This is a genomic window from Allostigmatella hybrida (assembly GCF_020103775.1).
GTDB classification, from domain to species: Bacteria; Myxococcota; Myxococcia; order Myxococcales; family Myxococcaceae; genus Hyalangium; species Hyalangium aurantiaca.
On the sequence record NZ_JAHXBH010000017.1, the window covers coordinates 99,886 to 126,061 of the forward strand.

26 protein-coding genes, 4 tRNA genes and 1 pseudogene are annotated in these 26,176 nt (G+C 69.8%); 8 read left to right on the plus strand and 23 right to left on the minus strand.

The genetic code is table 11. The features are described 5' to 3' along the window. Nucleotides 1–550: 550 nt before the first annotated feature. The 13 genes and pseudogenes from KY661_RS23695 to KY661_RS23755 form a co-directional block, all read right to left on the minus strand. Nucleotides 551–624: transfer RNA gene (locus KY661_RS23695), tRNA-Arg, on the minus strand. Nucleotides 625–645: 21 nt separating this feature from the next. Continuing rightward, a tRNA-His gene (locus tag KY661_RS23700) sits at nucleotides 646–719 on the minus strand. A gap of 83 nt (nucleotides 720–802) precedes the next feature. Next, nucleotides 803–879 (minus strand) — tRNA-Arg (locus tag KY661_RS23705). Nucleotides 880–901: 22 nt separating this feature from the next. Next, a tRNA-Pro gene (locus tag KY661_RS23710) sits at nucleotides 902–975 on the minus strand. 49 nt (nucleotides 976–1,024) lie between these two features. Further along, complete coding sequence (rdgB, locus tag KY661_RS23715; RefSeq protein WP_225412376.1) at nucleotides 1,025–1,633, minus strand: RdgB/HAM1 family non-canonical purine NTP pyrophosphatase; 609 nt, start codon at nucleotides 1,631–1,633, stop codon at nucleotides 1,025–1,027. Continuing rightward, the gene (gene rph, locus KY661_RS23720) at nucleotides 1,630–2,343 is read right to left on the minus strand and encodes a ribonuclease PH (protein ID WP_225412377.1); all 714 of its coding nucleotides are present in this window, start codon (nucleotides 2,341–2,343) and stop codon (nucleotides 1,630–1,632) included. Before rph ends, rdgB begins: the two co-directional genes overlap by 4 nt. Before the next feature lie 58 nt (nucleotides 2,344–2,401). Continuing rightward, nucleotides 2,402–3,211, minus strand: a complete 810-nt coding sequence (locus KY661_RS23725) for an N-acetylmuramoyl-L-alanine amidase family protein (RefSeq protein WP_225412378.1) — start codon at nucleotides 3,209–3,211, stop codon at nucleotides 2,402–2,404. 6 nt (nucleotides 3,212–3,217) lie between these two features. Then, nucleotides 3,218–4,273 (minus strand): selenide, water dikinase SelD, encoded by a 1,056-nt coding sequence (selD, locus tag KY661_RS23730; protein ID WP_225412379.1) that lies wholly within the window; start codon nucleotides 4,271–4,273, stop codon nucleotides 3,218–3,220. 2 nt (nucleotides 4,274–4,275) lie between these two features. After that, entirely contained in the window at nucleotides 4,276–5,223 is a 948-nt protein-coding gene (locus KY661_RS23735) for an FHA domain-containing protein (RefSeq protein WP_225412380.1), read from the minus strand. A gap of 37 nt (nucleotides 5,224–5,260) precedes the next feature. Further along, a pseudogene (locus KY661_RS23740) lies at nucleotides 5,261–5,998 on the minus strand (tetratricopeptide repeat protein); the annotation flags it as partial. A 27-nt stretch (nucleotides 5,999–6,025) separates the two neighbouring features. Next, the gene (locus KY661_RS23745; protein ID WP_225412382.1) at nucleotides 6,026–6,727 is read right to left on the minus strand and encodes a hypothetical protein; all 702 of its coding nucleotides are present in this window, start codon (nucleotides 6,725–6,727) and stop codon (nucleotides 6,026–6,028) included. Next, nucleotides 6,724–7,500: an outer membrane protein assembly factor BamD gene (locus KY661_RS23750; protein ID WP_075004785.1), complete on the minus strand. Its 777-nt coding sequence runs from the start codon at nucleotides 7,498–7,500 to the stop codon at nucleotides 6,724–6,726. Before KY661_RS23750 ends, KY661_RS23745 begins: the two co-directional genes overlap by 4 nt. Nucleotides 7,501–7,515: 15 nt before the next feature. Then, a complete protein-coding gene (locus tag KY661_RS23755; RefSeq protein ID WP_225412383.1) occupies nucleotides 7,516–8,022 on the minus strand; it encodes a regulatory protein RecX in 507 nt (168 codons plus the stop codon). A 34-nt stretch (nucleotides 8,023–8,056) separates the two neighbouring features. Here KY661_RS23755 and KY661_RS23760 point away from each other — a divergent pair, with 34 nt between their 5' ends. Continuing rightward, a complete protein-coding gene (locus tag KY661_RS23760; RefSeq protein ID WP_225412384.1) occupies nucleotides 8,057–8,794 on the plus strand; it encodes a hypothetical protein in 738 nt (245 codons plus the stop codon). A gap of 60 nt (nucleotides 8,795–8,854) precedes the next feature. Here KY661_RS23760 and KY661_RS23765 read toward each other — a convergent pair whose 3' ends face one another. The 4 genes from KY661_RS23765 to KY661_RS23780 all read right to left on the minus strand — a co-directional run bounded on the left by KY661_RS23765 (nucleotide 8,855) and on the right by KY661_RS23780 (nucleotide 13,460). Continuing rightward, nucleotides 8,855–10,219: a type IV pilus twitching motility protein PilT gene (locus KY661_RS23765; RefSeq protein ID WP_225412385.1), complete on the minus strand. Its 1,365-nt coding sequence runs from the start codon at nucleotides 10,217–10,219 to the stop codon at nucleotides 8,855–8,857. Nucleotides 10,220–10,341: 122 nt separating this feature from the next. Next, nucleotides 10,342–10,743: a 30S ribosomal protein S9 gene (rpsI, locus tag KY661_RS23770; protein ID WP_075004781.1), complete on the minus strand. Its 402-nt coding sequence runs from the start codon at nucleotides 10,741–10,743 to the stop codon at nucleotides 10,342–10,344. Nucleotides 10,744–10,779: 36 nt separating this feature from the next. Then, on the minus strand, nucleotides 10,780–11,226 hold the full coding sequence (gene rplM, locus KY661_RS23775; RefSeq protein ID WP_075004780.1) for a 50S ribosomal protein L13: 447 nt from the start codon (nucleotides 11,224–11,226) through the stop codon (nucleotides 10,780–10,782). 167 nt (nucleotides 11,227–11,393) lie between these two features. Further along, complete coding sequence (locus tag KY661_RS23780) at nucleotides 11,394–13,460, minus strand: ATP-dependent helicase (protein WP_225412386.1); 2,067 nt, start codon at nucleotides 13,458–13,460, stop codon at nucleotides 11,394–11,396. Nucleotides 13,461–13,545: 85 nt separating this feature from the next. Between KY661_RS23780 and KY661_RS23785 the strand changes: the two genes are divergently transcribed. Both KY661_RS23785 and KY661_RS23790 read left to right on the plus strand, forming a co-directional pair. Further along, entirely contained in the window at nucleotides 13,546–14,058 is a 513-nt protein-coding gene (locus KY661_RS23785) for a hypothetical protein (protein ID WP_398577230.1), read from the plus strand. A 30-nt stretch (nucleotides 14,059–14,088) separates the two neighbouring features. Further along, nucleotides 14,089–14,583, plus strand: coding sequence for a caib/baif family protein (locus KY661_RS23790; protein WP_075004778.1), 495 nt, complete (start codon nucleotides 14,089–14,091; stop codon nucleotides 14,581–14,583). A gap of 7 nt (nucleotides 14,584–14,590) precedes the next feature. Here KY661_RS23790 and KY661_RS23795 read toward each other — a convergent pair whose 3' ends face one another. Further along, a complete protein-coding gene (locus KY661_RS23795; protein WP_225412387.1) occupies nucleotides 14,591–16,603 on the minus strand; it encodes a S9 family peptidase in 2,013 nt (670 codons plus the stop codon). Nucleotides 16,604–16,722: 119 nt separating this feature from the next. Between KY661_RS23795 and KY661_RS23800 the strand changes: the two genes are divergently transcribed. Further along, the gene (locus KY661_RS23800) at nucleotides 16,723–17,499 is read left to right on the plus strand and encodes a DeoR/GlpR family DNA-binding transcription regulator (protein WP_225412388.1); all 777 of its coding nucleotides are present in this window, start codon (nucleotides 16,723–16,725) and stop codon (nucleotides 17,497–17,499) included. Then, nucleotides 17,496–18,671, plus strand: coding sequence for an MFS transporter (locus KY661_RS23805; protein WP_225412389.1), 1,176 nt, complete (start codon nucleotides 17,496–17,498; stop codon nucleotides 18,669–18,671). Before KY661_RS23800 ends, KY661_RS23805 begins: the two co-directional genes overlap by 4 nt. Before the next feature lie 3 nt (nucleotides 18,672–18,674). Here the strand turns inward: KY661_RS23805 and KY661_RS23810 are convergent, their stop codons facing one another. Both KY661_RS23810 and KY661_RS23815 read right to left on the minus strand, forming a co-directional pair. After that, nucleotides 18,675–19,859, minus strand: coding sequence for a class I SAM-dependent rRNA methyltransferase (locus tag KY661_RS23810; RefSeq protein WP_225412390.1), 1,185 nt, complete (start codon nucleotides 19,857–19,859; stop codon nucleotides 18,675–18,677). Nucleotides 19,860–19,862: 3 nt separating this feature from the next. Beyond that, a complete protein-coding gene (locus KY661_RS23815; protein ID WP_225412391.1) occupies nucleotides 19,863–21,113 on the minus strand; it encodes a metallopeptidase family protein in 1,251 nt (416 codons plus the stop codon). Nucleotides 21,114–21,222: 109 nt separating this feature from the next. On the opposite strand from KY661_RS23815, the gene KY661_RS23820 reads away from it, so the two are divergent. Continuing rightward, a complete protein-coding gene (locus KY661_RS23820) occupies nucleotides 21,223–21,807 on the plus strand; it encodes a Maf family protein (RefSeq protein WP_225412392.1) in 585 nt (194 codons plus the stop codon). A gap of 6 nt (nucleotides 21,808–21,813) precedes the next feature. Here KY661_RS23820 and KY661_RS23825 read toward each other — a convergent pair whose 3' ends face one another. Continuing rightward, on the minus strand, nucleotides 21,814–22,770 hold the full coding sequence (locus KY661_RS23825) for a DHH family phosphoesterase (protein WP_225412393.1): 957 nt from the start codon (nucleotides 22,768–22,770) through the stop codon (nucleotides 21,814–21,816). A 286-nt stretch (nucleotides 22,771–23,056) separates the two neighbouring features. Between KY661_RS23825 and KY661_RS23830 the strand changes: the two genes are divergently transcribed. Further along, nucleotides 23,057–23,305: a hypothetical protein gene (locus KY661_RS23830; protein WP_075004771.1), complete on the plus strand. Its 249-nt coding sequence runs from the start codon at nucleotides 23,057–23,059 to the stop codon at nucleotides 23,303–23,305. A 15-nt stretch (nucleotides 23,306–23,320) separates the two neighbouring features. Here KY661_RS23830 and KY661_RS23835 read toward each other — a convergent pair whose 3' ends face one another. Both KY661_RS23835 and KY661_RS23840 read right to left on the minus strand, forming a co-directional pair. After that, entirely contained in the window at nucleotides 23,321–23,569 is a 249-nt protein-coding gene (locus KY661_RS23835) for a hypothetical protein (protein WP_225412394.1), read from the minus strand. Nucleotides 23,570–23,740: 171 nt separating this feature from the next. Further along, entirely contained in the window at nucleotides 23,741–25,228 is a 1,488-nt protein-coding gene (locus tag KY661_RS23840; RefSeq protein ID WP_225412395.1) for a TolB-like translocation protein, read from the minus strand. A gap of 127 nt (nucleotides 25,229–25,355) precedes the next feature. Here KY661_RS23840 and KY661_RS23845 point away from each other — a divergent pair, with 127 nt between their 5' ends. Next, a complete protein-coding gene (locus KY661_RS23845; protein WP_225412396.1) occupies nucleotides 25,356–26,153 on the plus strand; it encodes a TatD family hydrolase in 798 nt (265 codons plus the stop codon). The last annotated feature ends 23 nt before the right edge of the window (nucleotides 26,154–26,176 follow it).

Below are 26,176 nucleotides of genomic sequence, written 5' to 3' on the forward strand. Positions count from 1 at the left end.
CCCGGTGGCTTCTACTGACGGCGACCTCTCTCAGGATGGGAGGAATGATTGTCATCAGTGGAGAGAAGTAATTATCGCTGAGCAGTGCGGCCCGATCCTGCGGTCCCCTCGATAGAAAGCCCGCGTTACGGGAGGAACGAAGCGCGCTCCCTCGGGCGCTACAGCGGGCCAATCCGGTCGAGGACGTGAAGAAGCGCACCGTCACACGCCGGGCTGGGCACTTCCTCCGCCTTGAAGAGGTGCCGCGACTCTTCGATGCCATGGCCAACCGTTGGCGCCCGCCCTACGCCACTGCGCTCTATACGGGCTCCGCAAGGGGGAGTTAGAAGATCCTGAGGCACCGGGCCCCGCGCGTCACCATGGAGGTCTACGGCCACCTGTCCCCGGACTACCTCCGGGCGAAAGTGGACAGCTTGAGCCTGGGTCCGGGTCTCATAGGAGCGGTGCGGAGCGCGCTTGCTGCACCCTTGCTTCAAGTCCCGGCCAGCGCAAGCGAAGGGGCTGGAGCCGCCGGGGAGAGTTGCCCAGGGATTCCAGCCCCTTAGAGGAGTGCGCCCAGAGGGACTTGAACCCCCAACCCTTGGCTTCGAAGGCCAATGCTCTATCCAGTTGAGCTATGGACGCTTGGCGGATGGGAAAGAAGTGGGCGGCCAACCGGGATCGAACCGGCAACCTCTGGAGTCACAGTCCAGCGCTCTAACCAGTTGAGCTATGGCCGCCGCAAGGTGCTCGGCGTTTGAATCGGCGGCTTCCCTATCGCGGAAACCGGGACCGTTTCAAGTCCCAAGTGCGTTCGGGACGGTGGCGCCCCAGGCAGGGCTCGAACCTGCGACCCCCGGCTTAGAAGGCCGGTGCTCTATCCAGCTGAGCTACTGGAGCCTGTATGTCCGGTACTGCGGTATCGGGGCGAGAGGATTCGAACCTCCGACCCCCTGCGCCCAAGGCAGGTGCGCTACCAGGCTGCGCTACGCCCCGATGAAGGCGCCCATTCTTGTTCCATTGGAAGCGCCCACGCAAGGTGAAGTTACCGGCCCTGTTCCCCAGTTGCCTGAAGGGCCGTGAGCCAGGGGCGCATCCGCCGAAAGGCCTCGCCCCGGTGGGACGCCCGCGCTTTCTCCTCCGGCGTGAGTTCCGCCATCGTCTTGCCCAGCGTGGGCAGGAGGAAGACCGGATCGTACCCGAAGCCCTGGGTGCCCCGGGGCGCCGTCAGGATGCGCCCCTCGCACCGGCCCACCTCGGTGCGGACCTCGCCCGAGGGCGTCACCAGGCAGAGCGCACACTGGAAGGAGGCCGTCCGCCGCGCCTCGGGCACGTCCGCGAGCTCCCGGAGCAGCTTCTCGTAGCGGGCCCGGTCATCCCCTTCCGCGTAGCGCGCCGAGAGCACGCCCGGGCGGCCGTCCAGCGCGTCCACGCACAGCCCCGAGTCATCCGCCAGGGCCGCCAGGCCCGTGGCCTGGGCGTACTCCCGGGCCTTCTTGGCCGCGTTCCCCTCGAAGGTGGGCGCGTCCTCCACCGGCTCGGGCAGGGGCGGCAGGTCCTTCAGGGACACCACCTCCACCGCCTCGCCCACCAGCCCGCGCAGCTCCTTCAGCTTGCCGGCGTTGGTGGTGGCAAAGAGCAGGCGTGGCTTCATCCCAGCACCTTCGCCTGCGCCACGATGAGCTGCTGGATGGCCGCCATGCCTCCGTCCAGCATCGCATCCAGCGCCTTGCGGTCGAACAGCTGGTGCTCGGCGGTGCCCTGCACCTCCACGATGCGGCCGTCGCCGGTGGCCACCAGGTTGAGGTCCACGTCCGCGGCGGAGTCCTCGTCGTAGTCCAGGTCCACCCGCACCTCGCCCTTCACCACGCCCACGGACACCGCGGCCAGCGGCGTGAGGCTGGGCATCTTCGACAGGGTGCCCTTGCTCTGCAGGGCGCGCAGCGCCAGCACCAGGGCCACGTAGGCGCCGGTGATGGAGGCGGTGCGCGTGCCCCCGTCCGCCTGGATGACGTCGCAGTCGAGCGTCAGGGTACGGGGCCCCAGGGTGGACAGGTTCACCGCCGCGCGCATGGAGCGGCCGATGAGGCGCTGAATCTCCATGGTCCGGCCGGTCTGCTTGCCCTTGGCCGCCTCGCGCTGCGAGCGGGTGTGCGTGGCGCGGGGCAGCATGCCGTACTCGGCGGTGACCCAGCCGGTCCCCTTCCCCATCAGGTGCGGGGGGACGCGCTCCTCCACCGAGCAGGTGACGAGGACGCGGGTGTGGCCAAACTCCACCTGGGCCGAGCCTTCCGCATGGCGGGAGACTCCGGGCGTGAGGATAACGGGACGAAGATCCAGCGCACCACGTTGGAAGGACCGCACGGGCAGCTCCTCGGGCAAGAGTGAGAAGTGCTGTCTAGCAGAGCCGGAGGGTCCGCCCTCAAGGAGATGTGGGCGCGGCCACCTGCGGCGGCCCGGCGGCCTCCTCGGCATGGGCGTCGCGCTTGCGCATGTCCTTCAGGAAGTCCTTCACCCCCGAGGTGATGGCGCTCACGAGCTTCTCCTGGTAGTCGGCGCGGGCCAGCCGGGCCCCCTCCTGGGGATGGGAGATGTAGCCCACCTCGATGAGGACCGCGGGCGCCTCCACGCCGGTGAGGACGAAGAAGGGCGCCTGGAGCACCCCCCGGTCCGAGGCCCCCGTGCTGGCGATGAGCCGCTGGTGGATGGCGTACGCCAACCGGGACGAGCCCGCGTGGGCATCCATGCGCACCAAGTCATGGAGGATGAAGTTCAGCGTGGAGTCGTTCTGGACGGCCTGGGCGCGTGGCGCGTCCGCGTTCTCGCGGTCCGCCGTGGCGCGCGCGCCCGCCCCGGAGGCGGAGGCGGAGAGGAAGTACGTCTCGATGCCCTCCACCCGCTCGCGCAGCTTGCGCGTGGGCATGGAGTTGGCGTGGATGGACATGAAGAGGTCCGGCCGCTTGCCGTTCGCGAACGTCACCCGGTCCGGAAGCGGCAGCAGCGCGTCCTTCTCCCGGGTGAGGAACACCTGGGCGCCCGTCTCCTCCTCGAGCCGCTCGCGCAGTTTCAGGGAAAGCTGGAGCACCAGCGCCTTCTCCACCTGCTCCGCGGCCCCCAGCGCGCCCGTCTTGGCCCCGCCATGCCCCGGATCAATGACGATGCGGGGCCCGGCGGCGCTGGCGGAGGACGCCAGGGCCAGCCACAGCAGGGGAACGAGGGCGCGCACCGTCATCCCCGCTCACCCCACCACGTCGATCCCCGGACGTCCCTGGGAGACTTCGCCGATGAGGGCCGCGTCCACCCCCGCCTTCTCCAGGGCCTTGAGCGCCTTCATCGCCTCCCGGGCAGGCACGGAGGCCAGCAGCCCGCCATTGGTCTGCGCGTCCGCCAGCACCCACTGGATGTCCTCGGGGAGCCCCTTGGGGAAGCGCACGCGCTTCTTCACGTGCTGGAGGTTCGTCTTCGTCCCCCCGGGGATGACGCCCTGGGCCGCGAGCGCGGGCACGTCCTGGATGAGGGGGACACGCTCCAGCGCCAGCGCGGCGCGGGTCTTCGAGCCCGTCATCATCTCCAGCAGGTGCCCGAGCAGGCCGAAGCCCGTCACGTCCGTGAGCGCGTTCACCTGGAACTTCCCGGAGGCGAACGTCTCCCCCGCGGCGCGGTTGAGCGTGGACATGAGGCCCACCACCCGCTTCGTCAGCGCCTTGGAGGCCACGCCCCGCTTGATGGCGGTGGTGGCGATGCCAATGCCCAGCGGCTTGGTGAGCAGCAGCACATCCCCCGGCTTCGCCCCTGCGTTGGTGAGCACCCGCTTGGGGTGCACCACGCCCGTGACGGCCATGCCGAACTTCGGCTCGGGGTCCTGAATGCTGTGGCCTCCCAGGATGGGGATGCCCGCCTCTTCCGCCTTCGACTGGCCCCCGGCGAGAATCTTCGACAGCACCGAGAGCGGCAGGTCCGTGGGGAAGCACACCAGGTTGAGCGCGAACAGCGGCCGGGCGCCCATGGCGTAGATGTCCGAGAGCGCATTGGCCGCGGCGATGGCCCCGAACTGGAAAGGGTCGTCCACCACCGGCGGGAAGAAGTCGACTGTCTCCACCACCGCCATGTCGGGCGACAGCCGGTACACGGCCGCGTCGTCGTGGGTGGAGAAGCCCACCAGGGCCTGGGGCACGGCCGCCGTCTTCAGGCCGCGCAGGACCTTCGTCAGGTCCCCCACCTTCAGCTTGGCCGCGCACCCCGCGCAGTGGCTCCGCTCCGTCAGGCGCAAGGGCTTGCTCGGCGCGTCCGGCATGGTCAGCCCTCCGCTTGGATGTACTCGCGCTTGAGTAGCTCGAGCACCGACTCGGCCGTCATCACGTCGTCCTGGTCCGCGTGGTCCAGCACGCCGCTGAGCGTCTTGTGGTTATGCACCAGCTGGAGCACGTCCAGCAGCTCGGGCGTCAGCTCCTTGAGCTGGGCCATCAGGGGCTGCGAGAGCCGCATGGGCGCCACCAGCTCCGGCAGCTGCGGCTGGATGCGCTTGAACTCGTCGAGCTGGCGAAGCGCGTCCATCAGCAGCGCCTCGGTGGACGAGTCCAGCTCCACCATGAACTCCTGGTTGTCCGGCTGGCGCAGCTCGAAGTCGCCGTGCTCCCAGGTGATGATGCGGTTGAAGCTCTTCTGGGGGCCCAGGTTGTGGTTGTCGCCGATGACCGCGTAGTACACGCGGCCCTGGCGCAGGTAGATGCGCCCCTCGGTCTGGCTGCTGATGACCAGCACGCCGTTCTTCTTGGACGTGTGGAACAGCTGCAGCAGGTCCGGCAGGGGAATCTCCTCGATCTTCCCCGTCATGGAGGAAGTCTTCGTGGAGCGCGCCGCCTGCGCCGCCGCGGCCTCCTCCAGCCGGGCCTTGGCCGCCTTGGCGTCCAGCTCCGGGGAGTCCGCGCCCTGGTGGATGAGCTTGAGGATGGACGTCCCAATGAGGATGCGGTCGCCTTCCTTCAGGCGCGCCTGCTTCACCTTCTCGCCGTTGACGAAGGTGCCGTTGGTGGAACCCAGGTCCTCGATGGTGATGGCGCCGCTGGCGATCATGATCTTCGCGTGCTTGCGCGAGACCATGTCCTCCACGAGCACCATGTCCAGTTCGCTCGACCGCCCAATGACGATCTGCTTGTCCCCCGTCAACGGGAACTCACCGCCCTGGTACTTCCCCGAAATGAACTTGAGGGCAAAGGACTTCGCCAGCCCGCTCGAAGCGCTCACGGTACCGAAACCTCGATGAAGAGGGTTTCCATGACTATCAGCTCGCCTGTTCAGCCTTCCCGCCCGGTTCCTTCACCAGATTGAGGTACATCTGCGCGCTCTTGTTGCCTGGACTGCGCGACAGGACGTCCTCCCACACCTGAACAGCCTCCGCCCGGCGGCCCGCGGAGTAAAGCGCGATTCCGTAATGGATGCGACCGGGCATGAAGGCGGGGTTCTGCGCGATGGCCTGTTCGAACTGCGCCAGCGCCTCCGCGTGACGGCCCGCATCCCGCAGGGCATCTCCCAGCTTGATGCGGATATCCACGAATTGAGGACAGAGCGCCAGGGCGCGCTGGTACTCCTCGACGGCCTGGGTCCAGGCGCCGTTGGAGGAGAACACGTTGCCGATGTCGGCGTACATGTTGGCGATCTTCCCCTTCACGTAGGGGTCCATCTCGCCCGGGCCGTTCTTCTGCTGGGCGAGGGCGCCTTGGTAGACCTCCTTCGCCTCGGCGTACTTGCCCATGTCGTTGTAGATGACCGCCAGGTTGAGCGCCGCCTCGGTGTAGGACGGGTTGATGCGGAGCGCTGCTTCGAACGCCCGCTGCGCCCGGGCGAACTGGCCCTGGTCGTGGTAGATGATGCCGAGCATGTTGTAGACGTCGGCGAACGACTGGTTCTGCTCGACGACCTGCGCGAGGTACTGCTCAGCCTGCGCGTACTGCTTCTTGTCGAAGTACCCCCGCCCGAGGGTCAGTAGCTGCTTGAGCGGCTCGTCCATGTCCCAACCTTGCCAGGTCCGGCGATCGAAGCCGTTAGCCTACATGAGAGTGGGCGAAAAAAAGAATTCGTCGCCGTCCCGAAGCAGCGAAAGGCTCCGCTCCCCCTGCTCATCCACCGGGCGGGAGGGCAGGACACCCTCCAGGCGCCAGCGCTCGGTCACCACCGCCTCGTCCCGCTCCATGCGGATGTACCAGGCCTGGGACTGGTAGCGCCGCCGCCCCAGGGCCAGCACCGCGTCCAGCTGCGTGGCCTCCACGCCCGCGTCCCGCCCCACCAGCCGGTTCAGCGCCGAGGTGTCCCCGGCCTCCAGCGCCCGCCGCCGGAACTCCAGCGCCGCCACCACCGCCGCCAGACGGGGTGCCGCGGAGCCCTCGGGCTCCCAGCTCCCGTCCTTCAGCACGAACGGCACCCGCTCCACCCCCAGCGAGCTGATCTCCGTCTTGCCCAGCTTGCCGTCGAAGTCCAAGGTGGCCAGGGCCTCGGCGCGCTGGCCCCCGGGCTCCAGGCGCACGGTGATGCGGGCGAAGCGGTGCGTGCGCCCCGTGAGCGGGGTGGAGACGCCCGGCAGCACCACGGACAGGCCGTCGGCCTCGGTGCGCTTCAGGGCGGTGATGATTTCCACCTCGGGCCCCGCCGCGAGCCCCAGCACCCGGGGGGCCATCACCGCGAGCACCGTGCCGAGCGCGAGCACCACGATGAGGCCCCCGCCCAGCCGGCTCCACTCCTCGCTGGACCTCACGAGCCGAGCATGCGCTGCGCCCGCTCCGCGGCGGGCGTCCCCGGCAGCCGCTGGATGACCTGGCGCAGCGTCTCCTGTGCGCGGGTGGGCTCCTTGAGCTTCACGTAGGCCTCGTGGAGCGAGAAGAGGGCGGACTCCTCGTACTGCGTTCCGGGGTAGCGCTTGAGCATGCCCTCCAGCCGCTGGGCCACCGCCCGCCAGCGCTCGCGCTTGCGGTAGAAGGCGGCCACGTACAGTTCGTGCTCCGCCAGCCGCCGCTTCGCGTCGTCCGCCTGGACCCGGGCCTGCGGCACGTACTGCGACTCCGGATACTGGCGCAGGAAGTCGTTCAGCGCGCGCATGGCGGACTGCACTTCCGTCTGGTCCTTCTCCTCGGAGGGCGGCAGCAAGAAGAAGTCCGAGGGCATGTCCTCCACGTGGGAGAGCGCGATGCGGTACGCCGCGTAGTCCACCTGGGGGTGGGTGGGGAAGGCCTTGATGAAGGCGTTGTACTTCTCGCGCGCCTCGGGGAACCGGTCCTGCGCGAAGTCCACGTCCGCCAGCCGCAGCTCCGCCGTCTTGGAGGCCTCCAGGTAGGGGAACTTCGTCTTCACGAACTCGAAGTAACGCTCGGCCTTGAAGAAGTCCCGGCCCTCCAGGGCCTCGGCCCCCAGACGGAGGTTCTCGTCGGCCTGGGCGGCATAGTCCGGGTCCCCCGCCTGACGCTCGGAGAGCGAGGCACAGCCGGTGGACAGCAACAGGAAAGCGGTCAGACAGGAAGCGGTGAGGCGCATGAGCACCCACGCAAGCTAGTCGTCCAGCCCCGAGGGGTCCAGCGATGGATCACCGAGGAGCCGATGGATGACGTCCGGAGCGAAGCCCCGGCTGTCGAGGAGGCGTGCGGCACGGGCCCGCTCCTTGGGGGCCAGGGGCCGCCCGAGCAGGCCCCGGCGTTCGAGCACCTGGCGGGCGGTGGCCAGGGCATCGAACCCCACCGCGCCGGCCGCGGCGGACACCGCCTCGCGGGCCACCTCCCCTTCCAGCCCGTGGGCCTGGAGCCGCTGGAGCACCGCCTCGGGCCCCAGCCGTCCCTTGCCCAGCAGCGCGGCGGCCCGGTCCTGGGCGAAGCGCGCGTCGTCGAGGTAGCCGAAGCCCTGGAGCTTCTCCAGGGCCTGGGCCTGGACTTTCTCGGAGAAGCCCTTGCGCCGCAGGGCCGCTTGCAGCTCGTGGCGGCTCCGGGCGCGAAGGGCCAGCAACCGCAAGCAAGCATCCGTCGCCCGCTGCACGTCCCCTGGCCCGTCCGCTTCGGTGGTCATCGCCCGCTCTCTAGCATGTGGTAACAGGCCGGACATGCACCCGCTCATTGCCCACTTTCTCAACCTCGATGCCGCCCGGGAAACGCTCCAGAAGGAGAAGTCGGGTGAGCCTCTCTCCCCCGAGGAGCAGCTCTTCGCCGCCACCGCGGCCGCCCACCCCCAGCAGCGCGCCGAGCTCCTCGGCGTCTCTGGCCGCAAGCTGGCCTCCGATGTCCAGGCGACGCTGGTGCTGCTGGCCGCGCACACCGCCGTGCGCTCCCTGGCCCAGGAGCCGAAGCTCGCCACCGCCACCGCCCAGGCCCGGGAGGCCCTCCTGGGCGAAGGCGCCAGCGAGGAGGAGACCGAATCCTTCATCGCCTCCATCCTCCTGGAGGAGGCCTTTGGCTACGAGGACGAGGTGGATGACTTCGATGCCGACTGGGTGGCGGAGGCGCTCGGCGAGGTGCCCGCGCTCGCGGCCCTCACCCGGGAGGGCGTGGATGCCCTGCTGCTGAAGTTCTCCCAGACGGGGGCCTCGGAGGCGGAGCGCGAAGCCCGGACGCAGATCGCCAAGGCCCTGTTCGACATCGCCTGGTCCGAAGGCCCTGCCCCCATCAACCCCGAGCACCTGGAGACGCTGATGGAAGCGGAAATCTCCGGGCAGCCCGAGGAGCTCCAGGAGGCGCGGCTGCGGGCCACGGTGGAGCTGCTGCAGGTGCTCTCCCGGGAGAAGCTCATCGGCCCCATGCGCCTGTCCCGCCTGCGCGCCCAGCTCGGCGACGACGACGCCTGATCAACCCTCACGGCCTTGGGCCCACCCTCTTTCCGAGGATGGGCCGTGCCGGGGCCCGGCTCAGAAGCGCTCGATGCTGAAGTCGTCGTCTCCCCCGGCGGCGGCCGGAGGCGGCGGAGGCCGGGCAGGCCCACCCGCGGCGGGACGGGCGCCCGGAGGCGGCGGAGGCGTCGCCGCGGCACGGGCGGCGGCAGGAGGAGGCGGCGGCGGCGCACCAGCGCGCGCGGCCCCGGGAGCGGGCGGAGGCACGGCGCCGCCCCCCGGAGCCCCCTTCTGGGCGAACTGCGCGGTGCCCGGCACGGGCTTGGCCTCGCCCGTCTTGCCATCGAAGTTGTCCCACTTGGAGTCGGCCGTCCCGCTGATGCCAGAGAAGCGCAGCGCGAAGTCGTCCGGGTTCGTCGCCTGCCGGTGGGCTTCCTCGTAGGAGACGAGGCCATTGCGCACCAGCCCCATCAGCGACTGATCGAAGGTCTGCATCCCGTACGAGTCAAAGCCCTGGGCGATGGCGTCGTGGATCTCCTTCGTGCGGTCCTTGTCCTCGATGAGCTCGCGCACGCGCGTGGTGACGCGGAGGATTTCCACCGCGGCCACGCGGCCCTTGCCGTCCGCGCGCGGAACGAGGCGCTGGCTGACGACGGCCTTGAGCACGGCGGCGAGCTGCAAGCGCACCTGCTTCTGCTGGTGCGGCGGGAAGGCGGACACGATGCGGTTGATGGTCTCCGTGGCGTCCAGCGTGTGCAGCGTGGACATCACCAGGTGGCCCGTCTCCGCCGCGTGGAGCGCCGTCTCGATGGTCTCGTAGTCGCGCATTTCGCCCACGAGGATGACGTCCGGGTCCTGCCGCAGCGCGCTCTTGAGCGCCTGCGAGAAGGACATGGTGTCCACGCCCACCTCGCGCTGGTTGATGATGGAGCGCTTGTCACGGATGAGGAACTCGATGGGGTCCTCGACCGTCATGATGTGGTTGGTCTCGTTGGCGTTGATGTGATCGATCATCGCCGCGAGCGTGGTGGACTTGCCCGAGCCGGTGGTGCCCGTGACGAGCACGAGCCCGCGCTCCTCGCCGCAGATCTTCTCGAGGATGGGCGGCAGCAGCAGGTCCTTGATGGTCATCACCTTGAAGGGGATGACACGCAGCACCGAGCCGATGGTGCCGCGCTGCTGGAAGATGTTCACGCGGAAGCGCCCGAGGCCCGGCACTCCGTAGGCCAGGTCCACCTCGTTGCTCGCCTTGAACTTCTCCTTCTGGAACTCGTTCATGATGCCGAAGGCCATGCGCGCGACCTCCTCCGGCGGCAGGCGCTTGCCGTCCTTGAGGGGCACGAGCGAACCATCCACTCGGAACATGGGAGGGAGTCCGGCTTTCAGGTGGATATCGGAGGCACCCCCCCGAAGCGCGATCTGCAGAATCTCGTTGAGTTCCATGGTCGGCGCGGATGGTAACACCGCCCTCCAGTTGGGCGAAGAGGACCCACGGGGCAAAAACACAACGGCGGAGGCCCGAAAGGACCCCCGCCGTGCAAGCAGCTCCGTGAGGAGCAAACAGACTAGCGCTTGGAGAACTGGAACCGGCGGCGCGCGCCCGGCTGACCGTACTTCTTGCGCTCGACCGCGCGGGCATCGCGGGTCAGGAAGCCGGCCTTCTTGAGCGCCGGGCGGAACTCCGGGTTGAAGGCGCACAGCGCGCGGGCGATGCCGTGGCGGATCGCGCCGGCCTGGCCGGACAGGCCGCCGCCGCGCACGTTCACGGTCAGGTCGACCTTGCCCTTCTGCTCGATGATCTCCAGCGGCTGGTACATCACCATCTTGGAGGTCTCACGGCCGAAGTAGTGATTCAGCTCGCGGCCGTTGATCGTCACGATGCCGGTGCCGGGCTTGAGCCACACGCGGGCGGTGGCCTCCTTGCGGCGGCCCGTGGCGTAAAAACCATTCTCAGGGTTGATAGGCATGGGGTTCTGCTCTCGTCATTCAAAGGGGGGAGAAGGTTACGCCTCGACCTCGCGCGCGGTGGGCTTCTGCGCGGCGTGGGGGTGAGTGTCACCCGCATAAACCTTGAGCTTGGTCATCATCTGGCGGCCCAACGCATTGCGCGGAAGCATGCGGCGCACGGCGTTGAGGATGACGTCCTCGGGGTGCCGCTGACGCAGCTTCGCGAGGTTGGTGATCTTCAGGGCGCCCGGGAAACCGGCCCGAGGATGGCGGTAGTACATCTTCGCCTGCTCCTTGGTGCCCGTCACCTTCACCTTCTCGGCGTTGATGACGACCACGTGGTCGCCCGTGTCGATGGACGGGGTGTAGATGGCCTTGTGCTTGCCCTTGAGCAGCGTGGCGATCTGGCTGGCGGCACGGCCCAGCACCTTGTCCGAGACGTCCACCACGTGCCACTCGCGCTTGATATCCGACGCCTTCGCGCTGTAGGTCCTCTGCGACATTGTATGCGCTCCAAAACTCGGCAGCGGCCTCCTGCGATGGCCGCCTGACATAGTCGAACCAACCACGGGTCCTGTCCCAAAACTCCACTGCTGGGACGATGCCCGGAAAGGCCGACCCTCTTAGGAGGAGCCAAGAGGTAAGTCAAGGCCGCACCGCGCCCGGGGGCTCAAAGCTTGCGATCAGCCGGTGTAGGCCCTGCTCCCCCGCCTACTCCCTTGGGCTTGAAGCGGTCCTTCAGGTTGGCAAAGAAATTGCGTTCCTGATCCGTGGGCGCACCCGTCCGGGGGGCCGCCAGGTCCACCTTCTCCACCACCTCGGGGGGCAGGTCCTCCAGGAACCGGGAGGGGGTGCAGGGCACGTCCTTGCCCCGCTTCACCCGCACGGCCGCCCGGGTGAGGTAGAGCAACTCCTTGGCCCGGGTAATCCCGACGTAGCAGAGCCGCCGCTCCTCCTCGAGGTTCTGGGGCTCGCCCTGCATGCCCTTGTGGGGCATCAGGTCCTCTTCCATGCCGATGAAGAAGACGAGCCGGTACTCCAGCCCCTTGGAGGCATGCACGGTCATCAGGGTGACGCGCCGGTGGCCCCCGGGCACCTCCTCCTCTTCCTGCCGGGTGTCCAGGCTCAGCCGGTTCAGGTAGGTGAGCAGGCTCGCCTTGGGCCCCTCGCGCTTCTCGAAGGACTCCAGGGAGTTGAGGACGTGGTCCACGGACTTCAGCTTCTTGTCCGCCGTGGTGATGGAGGTGGCCAGGGCGCGCGTCGCCTCGCGGAAGCCGATCTCCTCCAGGAGCTGGCGCGTCACCTGGGCGAGCTTCCCCTCCTCGAAGAGGCCCCGGTACTTCTCGATGAGCTGGAGGAACTCGCCCACCTTCCCGGCCGCGCCCGCGGGCAGGTCCTCGTAGCCCTCGCTGCGGCCCATGGCCGCCCACAGGGAGACGCCGTCCGCCCGGGCGTGCGCGTGCAGCCGCTCCATCGTCACGTCGCCAATGCCGCGCGCCGGCACGTTGACGATGCGCAGCAGGCTCACCTCGTCCCGCGGGTTGGCGATCACCTTGAAGTAGGCGATGACGTCCTTCACCTCGCGCCGGTCGAAGAACTCGCTGCCGCCCACCACCTCGTAGGCGACGCCCTTCTCGCGCAGCATCTCCTCGATGGGGCGGGACTGGCCGTTGGTGCGGTAGAGCACCGCGATGTCGTCGGCGGGGACGCCCAGGGCGATCTGCTTCTGGATTTCATGCGCGACGAAGCGCGCCTCCTCCTCCTCGTTGGGGCACGTCACCACCTTGATGCGCTCGCCCCCGAGGCGGTCGGTCCACATGCGCTTGGCCTTGCGCTCGGGGTTCTTGGCGATGACGGCGTTGGCCGCGTCCAGCACCACCTGCATGGAGCGGTAGTTCTGCTCCAGCCGCACCTCGCGGCTGCCCGGGAAGTGGCTGTCGAACTCGAGGATGTTGCGCACCTCCGCGCCGCGCCAGCTGTAGATGGCCTGGTCGTCGTCTCCCACCGCGCACACGTTGCGCACGCTGCCCGCCAGCAGCCGCAGCAGGTTCATCTGCGCCAGGTTCGTGTCCTGGAACTCGTCCACCAGCAGGTACCGGAAGCGCCGGGTGTACTTCTCGTTCAGGTCCTCGTGCTCGCGCAGCAGGCGGGCGGGCAGCAGCAGCAGGTCATCGAAGTCCACCGAGCCCTGGGCCTTCAGGCCCAGCTGGTAGCTCGGATAGACCATGTGGGTGATGAGATCGTAGTCGTCCCCCAGGCCCTCGGGCTTGGGGCTGGGCTCGTGCCCCGAGTTCTTCGCCTTGGAGATGAGGTTGAGGACCTTGCGCGCATCGAACGACCGGTCGTCGATTTTATGGTCGCGCATGGCCCGGCGGATGAGCGCCAGCTGGTCCCCCATGTCCGCGATGGCGAACTTCCGCGGCCAGCCCAGCCGGTGGATGTCCTCGCGGAGCATCTCCGCGCCGAAAGCGTGGAAGGTACACACCAGCACGCCTTGTGCGCGGGGGCCCGCCATCTTCACCAGCCGCTCCTTCATCTCGGTGGCGGCCTTGTTGGTGAAGGTGACGGCGAGGATGTTGCGGGCCAGGGCCCCCCCCGGCCGCGTGTTCAGGATGTGAACGATGCGGTGGGTGATGACGCGGGTTTTTCCGCTGCCTGCGCCGGCGAGCACCAGGAGGGGGCCTTCCGTCGTGACGACGGCCTCGCGCTGAGGCGGGTTGAGCTTGGAGAGGTCCATTGCGCGGAGAGCGGGGATACCTTTTGATCGCCCCGTGACCGAAATCAAATCCTTGGTGCGCCTGCTGGGGGTGCTCGGGTTGGCCCTGGGCACTGGCTGTCTGGAAGAGCGCACGGGCTCCGAGGGGGCCTCCGCTTTGGGCGAGGCCCCTGCCGCACCCTGCGTGTACTTCCGGCAACTGGCCCCCTTCTTGCCAGACTCGCTGGAGGGCTTCACCCATGCCACGACCGAGGGCTCCACGGGCAAGTATGGCGAAATCTCCGTGAGCGAGGCCGAGCGCACCTTCACATTGGGCGAGGAGCGCGAGGTGAAGGTCCGCATCGTCGACACCACGCTGGGCTGGAAGATCGCCAAGGCCATCCGCGAGGCGGCCGAGGGGGCGAAGGGCCGGCCTGCGAGCGATCCTTCCGCGCCCATTTTCTGGGATGCGGCGGTGGGGTTCGTGCGCTACGACGCGGAGGAGACGACTGCGGAGGCCAACCTCCTGGTGGGCGACCGCTTCGTGGTGGCCGTGACGAGCCGTGGCTTTCCCGGCACCGTGGAGGTGCGGCGGATTGCCCGGGGCATCGACCTCGAAGGACTGGCCCGGTTGCGCTAAGTCAGGAACGAAAGGAAGGAGTTCCCCCAAGTGAAGGACAAAGGAACGCGGGCCCCCACCCCGGAGTCACATGAGGAGGAGCAGGCCGCGCGGCAGGCCCTGGCCACCGTGGGCAAGCGGGAGTTCCTGGAGCAGTTCCAGCGGCTGACGAAGACGTTCGCCTCGGATCCGGGCAACCCGGGCTCCTACGCGTGCGAGGGCTGCCAGCGCTGCGCCAACTGCATGTTCTGCAAGGACTGCAGCAACTGCTACCAGTGCACCCACTGCACGCGGTGCGAGCTGTGCAACAACTGCTCGCACTGCGTGGACTCGAAGAGCTGCCATGCCTGCGCCTACTGCGTGCAGTGCGAGAACTGCACCGGCAGCGCCTACCTGGTGCTCTGCCGGAACCTCTCGGACTGCAACTACTGCTTCGGCTGCGTGGGGCTCTCCAAGAAGGACTTCTACATCCTCAACGTGCCCTTCTCCCGCACCGAGTACTTCAAGGTGGTGAACCGGCTGCGCAAGGAGCTGGGCATCCCCTGAGCCCCGCTCAGGGCGCGGCCGCCTCGCGGGGGCCCGCGTGGGCTTCGAGGAAGCGGGCCGTGCGCGCCATGAACTCAATCTGGTTCTCGCGCCGGGCCATGGAGTGCCCCTCGTTCCCGGCCACCATGTACTCGACGGGAACCTGGCGCTCGCGCAGCGCGCGGACGATCTGGTCCGACTCCCCGCGCGGCACCCGGGGATCATTGGCCCCCGCGTAGACGAACAGCGGATCCGCGATGCGGGCCACGTCCTTGAGCGGTGAGATGGACTCCAGGAAGGCCGCGTCCTTGTCCGGGTCTCCGAACTCCAGCAGGAACACCTCCCGGATGAAGCCGCTCGTGGTGGCCATGAAGGTCTTCATGTTCGCCACGCCGAACACGTCCACCCCCGCGCGCCACAGGTCCGGCATCCGCGTCAGCCCGATGAGCACCGTGTAGCCGCCGTAGCTGCCGCCATAGATGATGACCCGGTCCGGATCCGCCCAGGGCTGAGAGGCCGCCCAGCGGCCCACCGCCTCGATGTCCTTGAAGGCCTCCAGCCGCCCTGCCCCGTTGTCCGCCTCCTCGAAGGCGCGGCCGAAGCCCGAGGAGCCCCGGACGTTGGGCTCCACCCAGGCGTAGCCCTGGGACACGAAGAAGGCGGTGGCCGCGGACCATTTGATCTTCGAGTTGCCCGCGGGGCCGCCATGGTAGCTGACGATGACGGGCAGCTTCCCGGAGCGCTGCTTCGGCAGGTACACGTTGGTGGGCAGCGCCAGCCCGTCGTGCGCGCGGATGTCCACGATGCTCGTCTCGAGGGCGGGCAGCTGCTTCAGGGCCGGGCGTGGCTCCTGGCGCAGGGGGGAGGCCTTGCCCGTCTTCACGTCGATGACCCACGCATCGGTGATGGAGGCGGGGGTGGACCAGATGGCCGTGAGCCGCCGGCCGTCCTCCGAGAAGGCCTGGGGGCTTCCCTGGCCGAGCGGCAGCTCCACCCGGGCCCGCGGCTTCAGGGTGCGCGCATCGAGCAGCCGGACCTCGCTGCGGTTGCCCGCGCTGAGGCCCAGGGCGAGCGTGTCCCCGGTCTTCGCCACCAGGAGGGTCTGAATGGTGGCCTTGGCGGGGTCCTTCTCGACGTACCGGGCGAGCTCCTTGCCGCTCGCGCTGTCCAGGGCGAGCACCAGCGCCTGCTCCCCGCCTCCATCGGTCGAGACGTAGACGGTCCGGCCATCCGGCGAGAACTGCGCGGAGAAGAGGCTGACCTGGGTGCCCTGGGCCGGATACAGCGGCCGCGTCTTGCCCGACGCCATGTCGAGGTGCAGCAGGTAGTTCTCCGACGCGGAGAGGTAGCGCGCGAACAGCCCCTGCTTGCCGTCGCGGCTCACGTGGACGAGGAAGCCCGGCTTGTCATCCCGGTAGATGACGCGGGAGGGCCCCCCCGCTGCGGGGACGGCGTACGCGGCGGAGGCGACTTCATCCATGCGCCGGGCGCCGATGTAGAGGGTGTCCGGCGCCAGGTCCGGCAGGAACGCGGTATCCCGGCTCAGGGTCTCCCCGGGCGTGAGCTCCACGGGGGCTGAGCCATCGAGGCCCACCTTCCAGACCGACCAGTTCTCGTCGGCACCTTTGTCCGAGAAGACGAGCAGGGACCGGCCATCCGGGGTGGTGTCGATCAGCGTCACCCGCTCCTTGGATTCGAAGAGGCGGGTGGCCTGCGAGGTGGGGCTCGCCGCATCTGCCCGGTAGACCTGGGGGAGGCCGTCGCGCGAGGAGATGAAGAGCACCTGCTTCCCATCGCGCGTGAAGAGGGCCTCGGAGTTGACGAACGCATCCACGAACGGCGTCGCCTGACGCGAGAACTCCGCGATGCGCGCGGCCTCCGCCCCCGCGGGCACGTCAGGCGCCACCGGCGTCTGAGCCCCCTCCTCCGCCGCGGGAGGAGGCGGGGGCGGGGGCCCGGCCTCCGGAGGAGGCGGGGGACGGGAGCTCGCACACGCGGCGAGCAGGGCTGCCGAGACGACCACGTAAGGGAAGGTGCGCATGGGCGGCGACGCTACCTCGCCTGCTGGGGCTTCTCCATGCGGCGCCCGGGCGCTTGACTCCGGCACAATCACGCAACATCATGCATAAAAACGCACCCCACCGCATGACCCGGACGACCATGACTGAAACCCCCTCCACCCTGCTTCCCGAGGAGCGCAAGCGGGCCATCCTGGAGCAGCTCTCCACGGAAGGCCGCGTCTCCGCTGCCGACTTGTGCCGGATTCTGCATGTTTCCGAGGACACCATCCGCAGGGACCTGCGCGACCTGGATGAGGCCGGACTGTTGAGAAGAGTCCATGGCGGCGCCCTCCCCCGGGCCCAGACGACGCTGGCCTACACCGCGCGCACCCAGGTGCAGCAACCCGCAAAGCAGGCGCTGGCGAAGGTCGCCGCGGACATGGTGCGCCCGGGCCAGGTGCTCTTCATCGATGGGGGCACCACGACGTTGGAGATTGCCCGCAGCCTGCCCCGCGAGCTGCGCGCCACCGTCGTGACCGTCAGCCCCCCGGTGGCCCTGGCCCTGATCGAGCACACCGGCATCGAGGTGCACCTCCTGGGAGGACGGATCCACCGGGAGGCGATGACGACGGTGGGTGCCGAGACCGTGGAGGCGGTCCGCCAGGTGCGCGCGGACCTGTGCCTGCTGGGCGTGTGCAGCCTCCACGGCGAGGCGGGCATCACCACCCCCCATGCCGAGGAGGTCGCCATCAAGCGCGCGATGATCCAGGGCTCCGCCGAGACCGTGGCGGTGGCGACCGCCGACAAGCTCGGGACGATCTCGCCCTTCGTGGTGGCCCCCACGGAGCGGCTGGCCACCCTCGTCACCGAGGCCACGGTTCCCGAAGCCGTGCTCGCCCCCTTTCACAAGCTCAAACTCCGTGTGGTGACCGCATGACCGTGTCGACCCCTGCCCTCCCGGCGCCCCTCGCGTTGGCCCCTCACCCCGCGCGAATCGCCATCTCCGCCGTCTTCTTCGTCAATGGCCTGTCCTTCGCGAGCTGGGTGCCTCACATCCCCACGGTCCAGGCCCGGCTCGGGCTGAGCACCTCGCTGCTGGGCCTGGCGCTGCTGGGGGTGGCCCTGGGCGCCCTGGTGGCCATGCCCCTCACCGGCATGCTGGTGGCCCGCTGGGGCAGCCGGGCCGTCACGCTCGTCAGCTCCCTGCTCTTCTGCCCGCTGGTGGCGCTGCCCGTGCGGGCCCCCAGCCTTCCGCTCCTTCTGGTGGCACTGGTGAGCTTTGGCGCCGCCTATGGCGCCATGGACGTGGCGATGAATGCCCACGCGGTGACCGTGGAACGCAAGCTGGGCAAGACCGTCATGTCCTCGTTCCATGCCCTGTACAGCCTGGGGGGACTGGCCGGGGCGGGCAGCTCCATCCTGCTGCTGTCCTGGGGACTCACGCCCCCCGCCCACATGCTGGGGGTGTCCGTGCTGGGCCTGGCCGTCATCCTCACGGCCTCCCGCTTCCTGCTGCCAGCCTCCGCCGATGAGGGGGGCCCCGCGCATGCCTTCGCGTTTCCCCGCGGCCCCTTGCTGTTCATGGGGCTGCTCACCTTCCTGGTGCTGATGGTGGAGGGGGCCATGGCGGACTGGAGCGCCGTCTACCTGCGCCGGTCCCTCGGGACCGAGGTGGGCCTGGCCGGCGCGGGCTACGCGGTGTTCTCGCTGGCGATGACCACGGGCCGGCTGACAGGAGACCGGATGGTCAACGCCTTCGGCCCCCAGCGGCTGCTGCGCGCGGGCGGATTCCTGGCGGCCGGTGGCCTGGGCGCGGCCCTGGTGCTGCACCACCCGGTGGCGGCCCTCATCGGCTTCGGCTGTGTGGGGCTCGGGCTGTCCAACCTCATCCCGGTGCTGTTCAGCGCCGCGGGCCGCGCCCCGGGCGTTCCCTCCGGCGTGGGCATCGCGGCGGTGTCCACCCTGGGCTATGGCGGCTTCCTCGTGGGCCCGCCGCTGATTGGCCTCGTGGCGGAGCCCGTGGGGCTGCCCGCCGCGCTGGGGCTCCTCGTGGCCTTCCTGGTGCTCGTGGCGGCCAGTGGCTCGCGCGTGCGGGGGCTCCAGGCCTGAGGCTTACATCGCCCGGACGTAGAGCGCCTTGAGGTACTCGGTCTCCGGCAGGTTGGCGAGCACCGGGTGGTCCAACCCCGCCCCGCGCCGCTCGAGGATCTGCACCGGCCGCCGGGCATCCTCGGCGGCCGAGAAGACCATCTGCTCGAAGCCCTGGCGGTCCAGCTTCCCCGAGCACGAGCAGGTGACGAGCACCCCCTCGGGCTTCAGGCACTTGAGGGCGCGCAGGTTCAGCTCGTGGTAGGCGCGCAGCGCGGTGGCCAGCCCCTCGCGGCGCTTGGCCAGGCCCGGCGGATCCAGCACCACCGTGTCGAAGCGGCGGCCCGTCTCGGCGAAGCGCCGCAGCACATCGAAGGCATTGGCGTTCTCCACCGTGACGTTCTTGCGGCCATTGCGCGCGGCGTTGGCCTGGATGCGCTCCGAGGCCTTCGGGTCCTGCTCCACCGCGAGCACCGAGTCGCACGTGCGGCTCAGCGAGAGCGCGAAGCCCCCGTGGTAGCTGAAGAGATCCAACGCCTCGCCCCGGGCGAGCTCGCCCGCGCGCAGGTGGTTGTCCACTTGGTCCAGAAAGGCCCCGGTCTTCATGTCCCCCAGGAGGTCCACCTCGAAGCGGTTCTCGCCCTCGTGGTAGGTGAAGCGCGCCTCGCCCGTGCCGTGCAGCAGCATCACCTGGCGCGCGAGCCCCTCGAAGTCACGGCCCGAGGCATCGTCCCGGCACACCACGTGGGTGGCCCCGGTCAGCTCCACCAGCACCCGGGCGATCCACTCCTTCCGGGCGTCCATCCCCTCGGAGAGCGTCTGGAGCGTCAGGCCCGCGCCATACCGGTCCACGAAGAGGCCCGGCAGCAGGTCCGCCTCGCCATGCACCAACCGCAGGCCATCCCGGTGCTTCAGGGACGCGCGGCGGGCCAGGGCCGCCTCCAGGCGGCGGCGGAAGAAGGCCTCGTCCGTGGGCTCCTCCGTGGCGGGGCGGCGCGTGAGCAGCCGCAAGGCCAGCGGCGAGCGCTGGGCGTAGAAGGCCTGGCCAATGGGATTGCCCTGGGGGTCCACCACGGCCACCACCCGCCCCCGCCCCTCGCCTTCGGGCGGTTCGACCAGCTCGGTGCGGTAGAGCCAGGGGGTGCCCCGGCGCAGGCTCTTAGCGCCCTTGAGGCTCACTCGTGCAACGGGAAGGTTTCGCGCGGCCATCATTCACTCCAGGCCGCGGGCGGCCAGCTCTTCGTCATCCTCGCCGCGAAGATGCCCTACCTCGTGCAGCAACGTCACCTGGATCTGTTCCAGCAGCTCCGCATGGCTGGACGCCACGCGCGCGAGGTTGCGGCGGTAGAGCGCCACCGAGCGGCACGGGCTCTCCGAGCCATCGCACGGCTCGCCGAGCGGCGGGCCCCGGAAGAGCCCCAGAATCGAGGGCGACAGCGGCGGCTCGCCGGACATCAGGTCCGCATCCACGGGGATCTCCTCCGCCGTGACGGGGATGCCCTCCAGGTCCTTGCGCATGTCCTCGGGGAGCGCCTCCACGGCCCGGGCCACCGCCGCGCGGAACTCCTCGGGCGTGGGCAAGGGCGGCGGGGGGAAGTCCTCGGGAGCCAGCGCCCGGGCCTTGTCGAAGTGGGCCTGCGCCTGGGCCCACTTGCCCTCGCGCTCCAGCAGCAGCCCGAGGCGCTGGTGCGCGTGGGCCTCCCGGCCGGGGAACTTCAGGAGCGCGGTGAAGGCGGCCTTCGCCTCGGCGAAGCGGCACAGCTCGAAGAGGGCCAGCGCCCGCTCGAACAGGGCCTCGTGGTTGCCGGGTTCCCGCGCGAGCACGATGGCCGCGCGCTCCAGCGCATCCCCCGCGTGTCCCAGGTCGTTGAAGGCCATGGCCGACAGGAGCGCGAATTGGATCACCACGTCCGGGGGTGTGCCCGGCTGGGACAGGCCCCGCTCGGAGTAGAGCAGCCCCAGCTCGTCCCGCTCCCGGGTGGAGGGCAGCTGCACCGTGAAGAGGTGCGCGGCCCCCAGCAGGGCCTCGCGCGAGCCGGGCTCAAGCGCCAGGGCGCGCGCGAACGCCATCTGGGCCTCGGGGATGCGGCCCAGCTCGGACAGCGCCAGCCCCCGCTCGGCATGGGCCTCGGCCAAGTCGGGCTCCAGCGCGGCCGCCTGGGCCGCACAGGACAGGGCCGCCTCGAAGTGGCCCTCGTCATAGGAGCGCCGCGCGGCCTCCAGCGGGGAGATGCCCTCGGCGCGGCAGACCGCGAGCGGGGCCACCGGCGCGCGGCTGTCCTCCTCCGGGCCCGCCGCGAGCGGCGGAGGGGCCACGGGCGGGGACGGCTCGGCCACCGCCGGGGCCTCGGGAACGGAGGCCTGGGCGGTACAGGGAACGGGCGCAGCCAGCACAGGCTCCGAGGAGCTGCGCTGACAGGCACCCAGCAGAAGGAAGAAGGCGAGCAGACCACGCCGCGACATGGACCCTCAGGCTACGGCATCCCCCCCATGCCCGGAAAGAAACCTCCCGCCCGCTTGCCTGGCCGCAGGGCGCAACAGGCATGCATCTCCTGGTCTAGGGTGCGGCCGCATGAGACCTCTGATTCTTGCCTCGACGTCCAGCGCGCGCCGGGCCCTGATGGATGGGCTGGGCCTGCCCTACGTGGCCGAAGCCCCGGGCGTGGACGAGGACGTGGCCCCCACCCTCTCGGCCCGAGAAGCCGTCCAGGAGCTCGCCGCGCGCAAGGCCCGCGCCGTCCAGGCGCGCCATCCCGAGGCCTGGATCCTGGGCGCCGACCAGCTCGTGGAAGTGGAGGGAGAAGTTCTCTCCAAGCCGCCGGACGTGGGCGCCGCGCGCAAGCAACTCGGCAAGCTGCTCGGGCGGACCCACGACATCTGCACCGGGGTGTGTCTGTTGGGCCCTGGGGGCCACCTCGCCCAGAGCCTGGAAGTCTCCCGGCTCACCTTCTATCCCGCCACGCCCGAGGAGCTGGAGCGCTACCTGGGGCTCGGCGAGTGGCAGGGCTGCGCGGGCAGCTACCGCATCGAGGGGGCCGGGCAGGCCCTGCTGTCCCACCTCGATGGAGACCGGACCAACGTGCAGGGGTTGCCCATGCTCACCGTGGTGCGGATGCTGCGCACCGCGGGCTTCACGTTCTTCGAGACGGCGCGCTGAAGGCGCTCAGGCCGAGAGCTCGGCGAGGATCTCCCGGTAGGCGCTGCGCGCCTTGTCCAGCTCGCCCGGCTTGAAGCTCACCGCGGCCACCACCGGGTGGCCGCCCCCGCCGTAGCGCGAGGCGATGGCCGCCAGGTCATGCCGCCGCAGCTCGGGCTTCCACGGGTTCGAGCCCAGCGACACCTTGGCCCGCTTGGGGCCCTGGCCCACCCACAGGGTGTAGCGGGCCTCGGGGTAGAGCGCGTAGGCGATGAACTTGTTCAGGCTGTCCACGCCCTCGTCCGCCAGGTCGAAGAACACCACGCCCTGCTCGTAGCGCGCCTTGGCCCGCACCTGCTCCATGTTCAGCATGTGCCGCTCCAGCAGCGGCGCCAGCGGCTCGGCGATGAGCGGCGAGGCGGCGATGTCCGCCAGCGACTCGTGCTGCATGCGCCGGATGACCTCCGGAATCAGGTCCGGGGACTTGGCGGACTCCAGCACCGTCATGATGCGCAGCGCGGGCTCCTCGAGCGCCACCGCCATCTGCGGGCTCGGAAACTGCGCCCCGTCGATGAGCTCCGCCCAATGGATGAGGTCCGCCAGCGGCGAGGCATCCCAGCCGAAGCGCTCCCGGGCCACGTCCGCCAGGTACTTCGTGCAGCTCTTGCGGTGGGCGTCGTGGAACTTGCGGCCGCTCGTATCCGCCTGGAAGTGCGCCTCGTCCCCGGGCTGCTGGAAGGCGGAGACATGGTGGTCGAACCACCACGTCAGCCGCGCGTCCTGGCTGTAGCGGAAGTCGACGATGACGTTCTCCGCCCCCGTGAAGACCGCCGGGTCGATGCCCTCCGCCCCCGGCTTGTGCGCCAGCCCCTGGTACGTGAAGGTGGCATCCGCACGCACCTTCTCCCGGTAGAAGCGGGTAAACACCGCCGCGCTCGCGGCCCCATCGAAACAGTTGTCGTGAAAGAGAACCTGAACGTTCATGGCTGCTGCCGCCTTTACCCCAAGCGCCCCGTGTCCGCCCGGCCCACCATTGAACGGAACGTTGAACTCCGGGGTGATGGATGTACGAAAAATGGAACCAAATGAGGCACCCCTGACGCGGTTGAGGGCCCCTCGGGCAAAATTTCCACGGTGGCCGCCCTCAATCCCTCCGCTAACCCCGCGAAATCCTGTTCACGCGATTGAGACGAGCGCTTGGCTCACCGCTTGCTTATAGAATGGCCATCACTCGGTGAGCAACCACACCCAGCGGGTGGGGAGGAGCACCATGGCCAAGACGACGACAGCGAAGATGGGTGGTTCGGTCAGGCGACAGGGCCGGCGGGTGATGCCGGCATTGCGGCGGTCCGTCCAGCGGATGAAGCCGTCCCAGAAGAAGGCAGCCCCGCTGACGCTCGGGGAGCTGATCGCGGCGGCGTTCGATACAGCCGGCGGTGAGATGGCCGAGGTGCTGAAGGTCGTCACCTCGCCCCAGCTCTCCAAGGCCCTGGGCCGCCGCATCGTCGTGGTGCCGTAGCACCCGGAGCAGGCGTTACAGGTCCGTACCCGCGTAGAAGCGCGTCGGGGTCGGCTCCCCGGCCAGCGCCTTCGCGAAGTCTTCCGCGTGCAACGGGTTGACCAGAAAGGTCCCCGCACGCGTCTCCACACGCACCGGCCCCACGTCCTGTTCGGGGCGGTGCGCGTGTGCCCCACCGTTCTCCGAGAGCCGCAGGGTCTTCGGCACCGGGGCGGTGGCACACCCCACGAAAGCCAGGAAGCAGAGCGCGGGCAGAAGCTTCATCCGTGTCCTCCGGGAGGCGCGCGGCTCCAAGCCGCAGCGGGCGCCCTCCTACGCGGATCCGGCGCGCCTGACAAGTCCCCGGCCCTGGAGGAGGTAGGCACAAGAAGGCCCGCGTCCCCCCATGAAGGGAACGCGGGCCCAAGGTGCTTCCTTCAGCGCCGGGACGTGGGCCTAGCGCGGCTGCCAGCGCGGGCGGTTGTCGTCACCGCGGTTGGTCTGCACGTCCGTGCCCAGCCCGTGCGTGACGACGGCGCCCACCGCGGTGCCATCCGCAGGGTTGATCTGCTGGATCTGCAGGCGCCTGGCCCGGACGTAGGCGATGAACCGGCCGTCCGGCGAGAACGACGGGAGCGTGCCACCGGTCACGAATTGCACCTCGGTGCCGTCCCCCGCGCCCGTCTCCGGGTTGATCTTCCGGAGGAAAATGACATTCGCATCCCGGCCCGGGCACTGCGTGGCGGCCGCCGTGCCACACAGGGCGGAGGCGCTGCCATCCGAGGGCTTGGAGAAGTAGGTGCGCACGTACGCCACCCAGGTGCCATCCGGCGCCCAGGTCGGGTTGGCGATGAACGAGTCCACCGAGCCGCCGCTGGTCGGCTCCGAGGTCTTGTTGGCGATGGGGTGGATGGTGCCGCCCGTGGGAGAAATCGTGAAGATTTCATAGAGGGGGCCAAGCACGTCGTCCGTGCCGTTCTCCTTGGCATAGAGCACCCAGTCATTGGCCTGGTTGTGGAACGGCTGCTCGCCGCCCGCGCCCCCGGCAATGGCCACGGACTGAGCCCCCGCCGACGCCAGCGCCAGCAACCCAGCCGCGCGCGTGCTGTACGCGAGGCTCGTGCCATTGCGCGCCCACGAGGGGAACACGCCGTTGCCCGTCAGCTCCGTGGCGGTGCCGCCCGCGCCCGGAACCGTCCAGAGGCCCGAGGTGCTCGCCCCGGCCCGCTTCGTCCACACGAGGCTGGTGGACGGCCACCACTCCAGCTGCGGGAAGTCCTCGGTCCCCGCCGCCGCGCCCTCCGTCAACACCGTGGTCTGCCCCGCGGTGAACGGAAGCGTGCGGGACACGAGGCGCGAGGTGCCCACGCCCTCGGCCCCCTCCACGAACGCGACGGCCGAGCCGTCCGCATTCCACCGGGGGTACCGGCTGGGCTCCGCCGCGGCCTCGCTCAGCACGGCGGGCGCCGTGGTGGTGTCGTCATGGCGCACCGCCGTCACCTGGGTGGCGACCGCCGTGCCCGCGCTGGTCACCGCCACGTGCAGGGCCTGGCACGTCTGGGCACCCGCGGTGCCCTCGCAGCGAAGGCCCGCCATGCACTCCATGGACGTGGTGCACGCCCCGCCCTTGCCAACCGTCATGCCGCCGCCATCCGGGGTGCCTCCATCCCCGGGGCCGGGGTCGCCACCATCCGTGGGGTCCCCGCCATCCGTGGGGCCGCCATCCGTGGGGCCTCCGTCCGTGCCACCATCGCCCGGCCCGGGCGCCGGCGCGGTCTCATCCCGCTCGACGCACTCGTTGCTCTCGCAGACCCAGCGCTTGCCCTCCGCAGGACTGCCCTTGTCGTCGGTGCAGTCGGATGGATCCTTGCACTCGTCCCCACACCCCGTCAGTGCCACCAGAAGTGCACTGCACAGCAAACTCATCCGCGCGCGTTTCATCATGACCCTCCTGAAACCAAAGGGGGCGTATAGCGTGGGGGTTTCCGGGCGCGGGGGCGTTGACCGCGCGCTGATGCGTTCCCAACGTCTCCCCTGTTCCTCATTGAACGGCCCCCGTGCCTCGTTTCCGATGATCGACACCCACTGCCATCTCGACGCCTCGCGGTTCGAGCCCGACCGCTCCGAGGTCCTCACGCGCGCCTGGGCCGCGGGCCTCCAGGGCATCGTGATTCCCGCGGTGGGCCCGGACACGTGGGAGCCCCTGCTGGAGCTGCCCCGCCAGGAGCCGCGCATCCAGGTGGGGCTGGGCATCCACCCGCAGCTGCTCCCGGAGCTGCCCGCCCACCAGGACGCGGAGCACCTGGAGCGCCTGGATGCTCTGCTCGCCCGGGGCGGCGCCGTGGCCGTGGGCGAGTGCGGGCTCGACGGCCCGTCCATTCCAGGCGCGCCGATGGAGCGGCAGCTCGCGGTGCTGCGCGGGCACATGGCCCTGGCGCGCAAGCATGGGCTGCCCGTGTTGATGCACTGCCACCGGGCGCACCCGGCCCTCATCGCCTTCCTCAAGGAGGAGCCCTTCCCCGAGGCCGGGGTGCTCATGCACAGCTACAGCGGGGGCGCGGAGCTGGCGCGCTTCTACATCCAGAAGGGCTGCCACTTCTCCTTCGCGGGCCCCGTCACCTGGGCCGAGGCGCGAAAGCCGCTGGATGCCCTGCGCGTCATCCCCCCGGAGCGGCTCGTCGCGGAGACGGACTCGCCGGACCAGGCCCCCACCCCGCACCGGGGGCAGCGCTCGGAGCCGGGCTACCTGCCCCGCATCATCGAGGGGATGGCCCACGTGCTGGGAGAGCCCGCCGAAGTGCTCGCCGAGCGGACGGCCCTCAATGCCCGCAAGCTCTTCCGGGAAGCATTTCCCCCGGCTTCGCGGTAGGCGGGCGGTCGCGCTATAGAGGA

What these genes read in the sequence shown, in the direction of transcription:
- rdgB (WP_225412376.1), bottom strand. Translation starts at nt 1,633, where the DNA reads ATGAAGCCACGCCTGCTCTTTGCCACCACCAACGCCGGCAAGCTGAAG.
- KY661_RS23725 (WP_225412378.1), bottom strand. Translation starts at nt 3,211, where the DNA reads ATGACGGTGCGCGCCCTCGTTCCCCTGCTGTGGCTGGCCCTGGCGTCC.
- selD (WP_225412379.1), bottom strand. Translation starts at nt 4,273, where the DNA reads ATGCCGGACGCGCCGAGCAAGCCCTTGCGCCTGACGGAGCGGAGCCAC.
- KY661_RS23750 (WP_075004785.1), bottom strand. Translation starts at nt 7,500, where the DNA reads ATGCGCCTCACCGCTTCCTGTCTGACCGCTTTCCTGTTGCTGTCCACC.
- KY661_RS23755 (WP_225412383.1), bottom strand. Translation starts at nt 8,022, where the DNA reads ATGACCACCGAAGCGGACGGGCCAGGGGACGTGCAGCGGGCGACGGAT.
- KY661_RS23760 (WP_225412384.1), top strand. Translation starts at nt 8,057, where the DNA reads ATGCACCCGCTCATTGCCCACTTTCTCAACCTCGATGCCGCCCGGGAA.
- KY661_RS23765 (WP_225412385.1), bottom strand. Translation starts at nt 10,219, where the DNA reads ATGGAACTCAACGAGATTCTGCAGATCGCGCTTCGGGGGGGTGCCTCC.
- rpsI (WP_075004781.1), bottom strand. Translation starts at nt 10,743, where the DNA reads ATGCCTATCAACCCTGAGAATGGTTTTTACGCCACGGGCCGCCGCAAG.
- rplM (WP_075004780.1), bottom strand. Translation starts at nt 11,226, where the DNA reads ATGTCGCAGAGGACCTACAGCGCGAAGGCGTCGGATATCAAGCGCGAG.
- KY661_RS23780 (WP_225412386.1), bottom strand. Translation starts at nt 13,460, where the DNA reads ATGGACCTCTCCAAGCTCAACCCGCCTCAGCGCGAGGCCGTCGTCACG.
- KY661_RS23795 (WP_225412387.1), bottom strand. Translation starts at nt 16,603, where the DNA reads ATGCGCACCTTCCCTTACGTGGTCGTCTCGGCAGCCCTGCTCGCCGCG.
- KY661_RS23800 (WP_225412388.1), top strand. Translation starts at nt 16,723, where the DNA reads ATGACTGAAACCCCCTCCACCCTGCTTCCCGAGGAGCGCAAGCGGGCC.
- KY661_RS23805 (WP_225412389.1), top strand. Translation starts at nt 17,496, where the DNA reads ATGACCGTGTCGACCCCTGCCCTCCCGGCGCCCCTCGCGTTGGCCCCT.
- KY661_RS23810 (WP_225412390.1), bottom strand. Translation starts at nt 19,859, where the DNA reads ATGGCCGCGCGAAACCTTCCCGTTGCACGAGTGAGCCTCAAGGGCGCT.
- KY661_RS23815 (WP_225412391.1), bottom strand. Translation starts at nt 21,113, where the DNA reads ATGTCGCGGCGTGGTCTGCTCGCCTTCTTCCTTCTGCTGGGTGCCTGT.
- KY661_RS23820 (WP_225412392.1), top strand. Translation starts at nt 21,223, where the DNA reads ATGAGACCTCTGATTCTTGCCTCGACGTCCAGCGCGCGCCGGGCCCTG.
- KY661_RS23825 (WP_225412393.1), bottom strand. Translation starts at nt 22,770, where the DNA reads ATGAACGTTCAGGTTCTCTTTCACGACAACTGTTTCGATGGGGCCGCG.
- KY661_RS23830 (WP_075004771.1), top strand. Translation starts at nt 23,057, where the DNA reads ATGGCCAAGACGACGACAGCGAAGATGGGTGGTTCGGTCAGGCGACAG.
- KY661_RS23835 (WP_225412394.1), bottom strand. Translation starts at nt 23,569, where the DNA reads ATGAAGCTTCTGCCCGCGCTCTGCTTCCTGGCTTTCGTGGGGTGTGCC.
- KY661_RS23840 (WP_225412395.1), bottom strand. Translation starts at nt 25,228, where the DNA reads ATGATGAAACGCGCGCGGATGAGTTTGCTGTGCAGTGCACTTCTGGTG.
- KY661_RS23845 (WP_225412396.1), top strand. Translation starts at nt 25,356, where the DNA reads ATGATCGACACCCACTGCCATCTCGACGCCTCGCGGTTCGAGCCCGAC.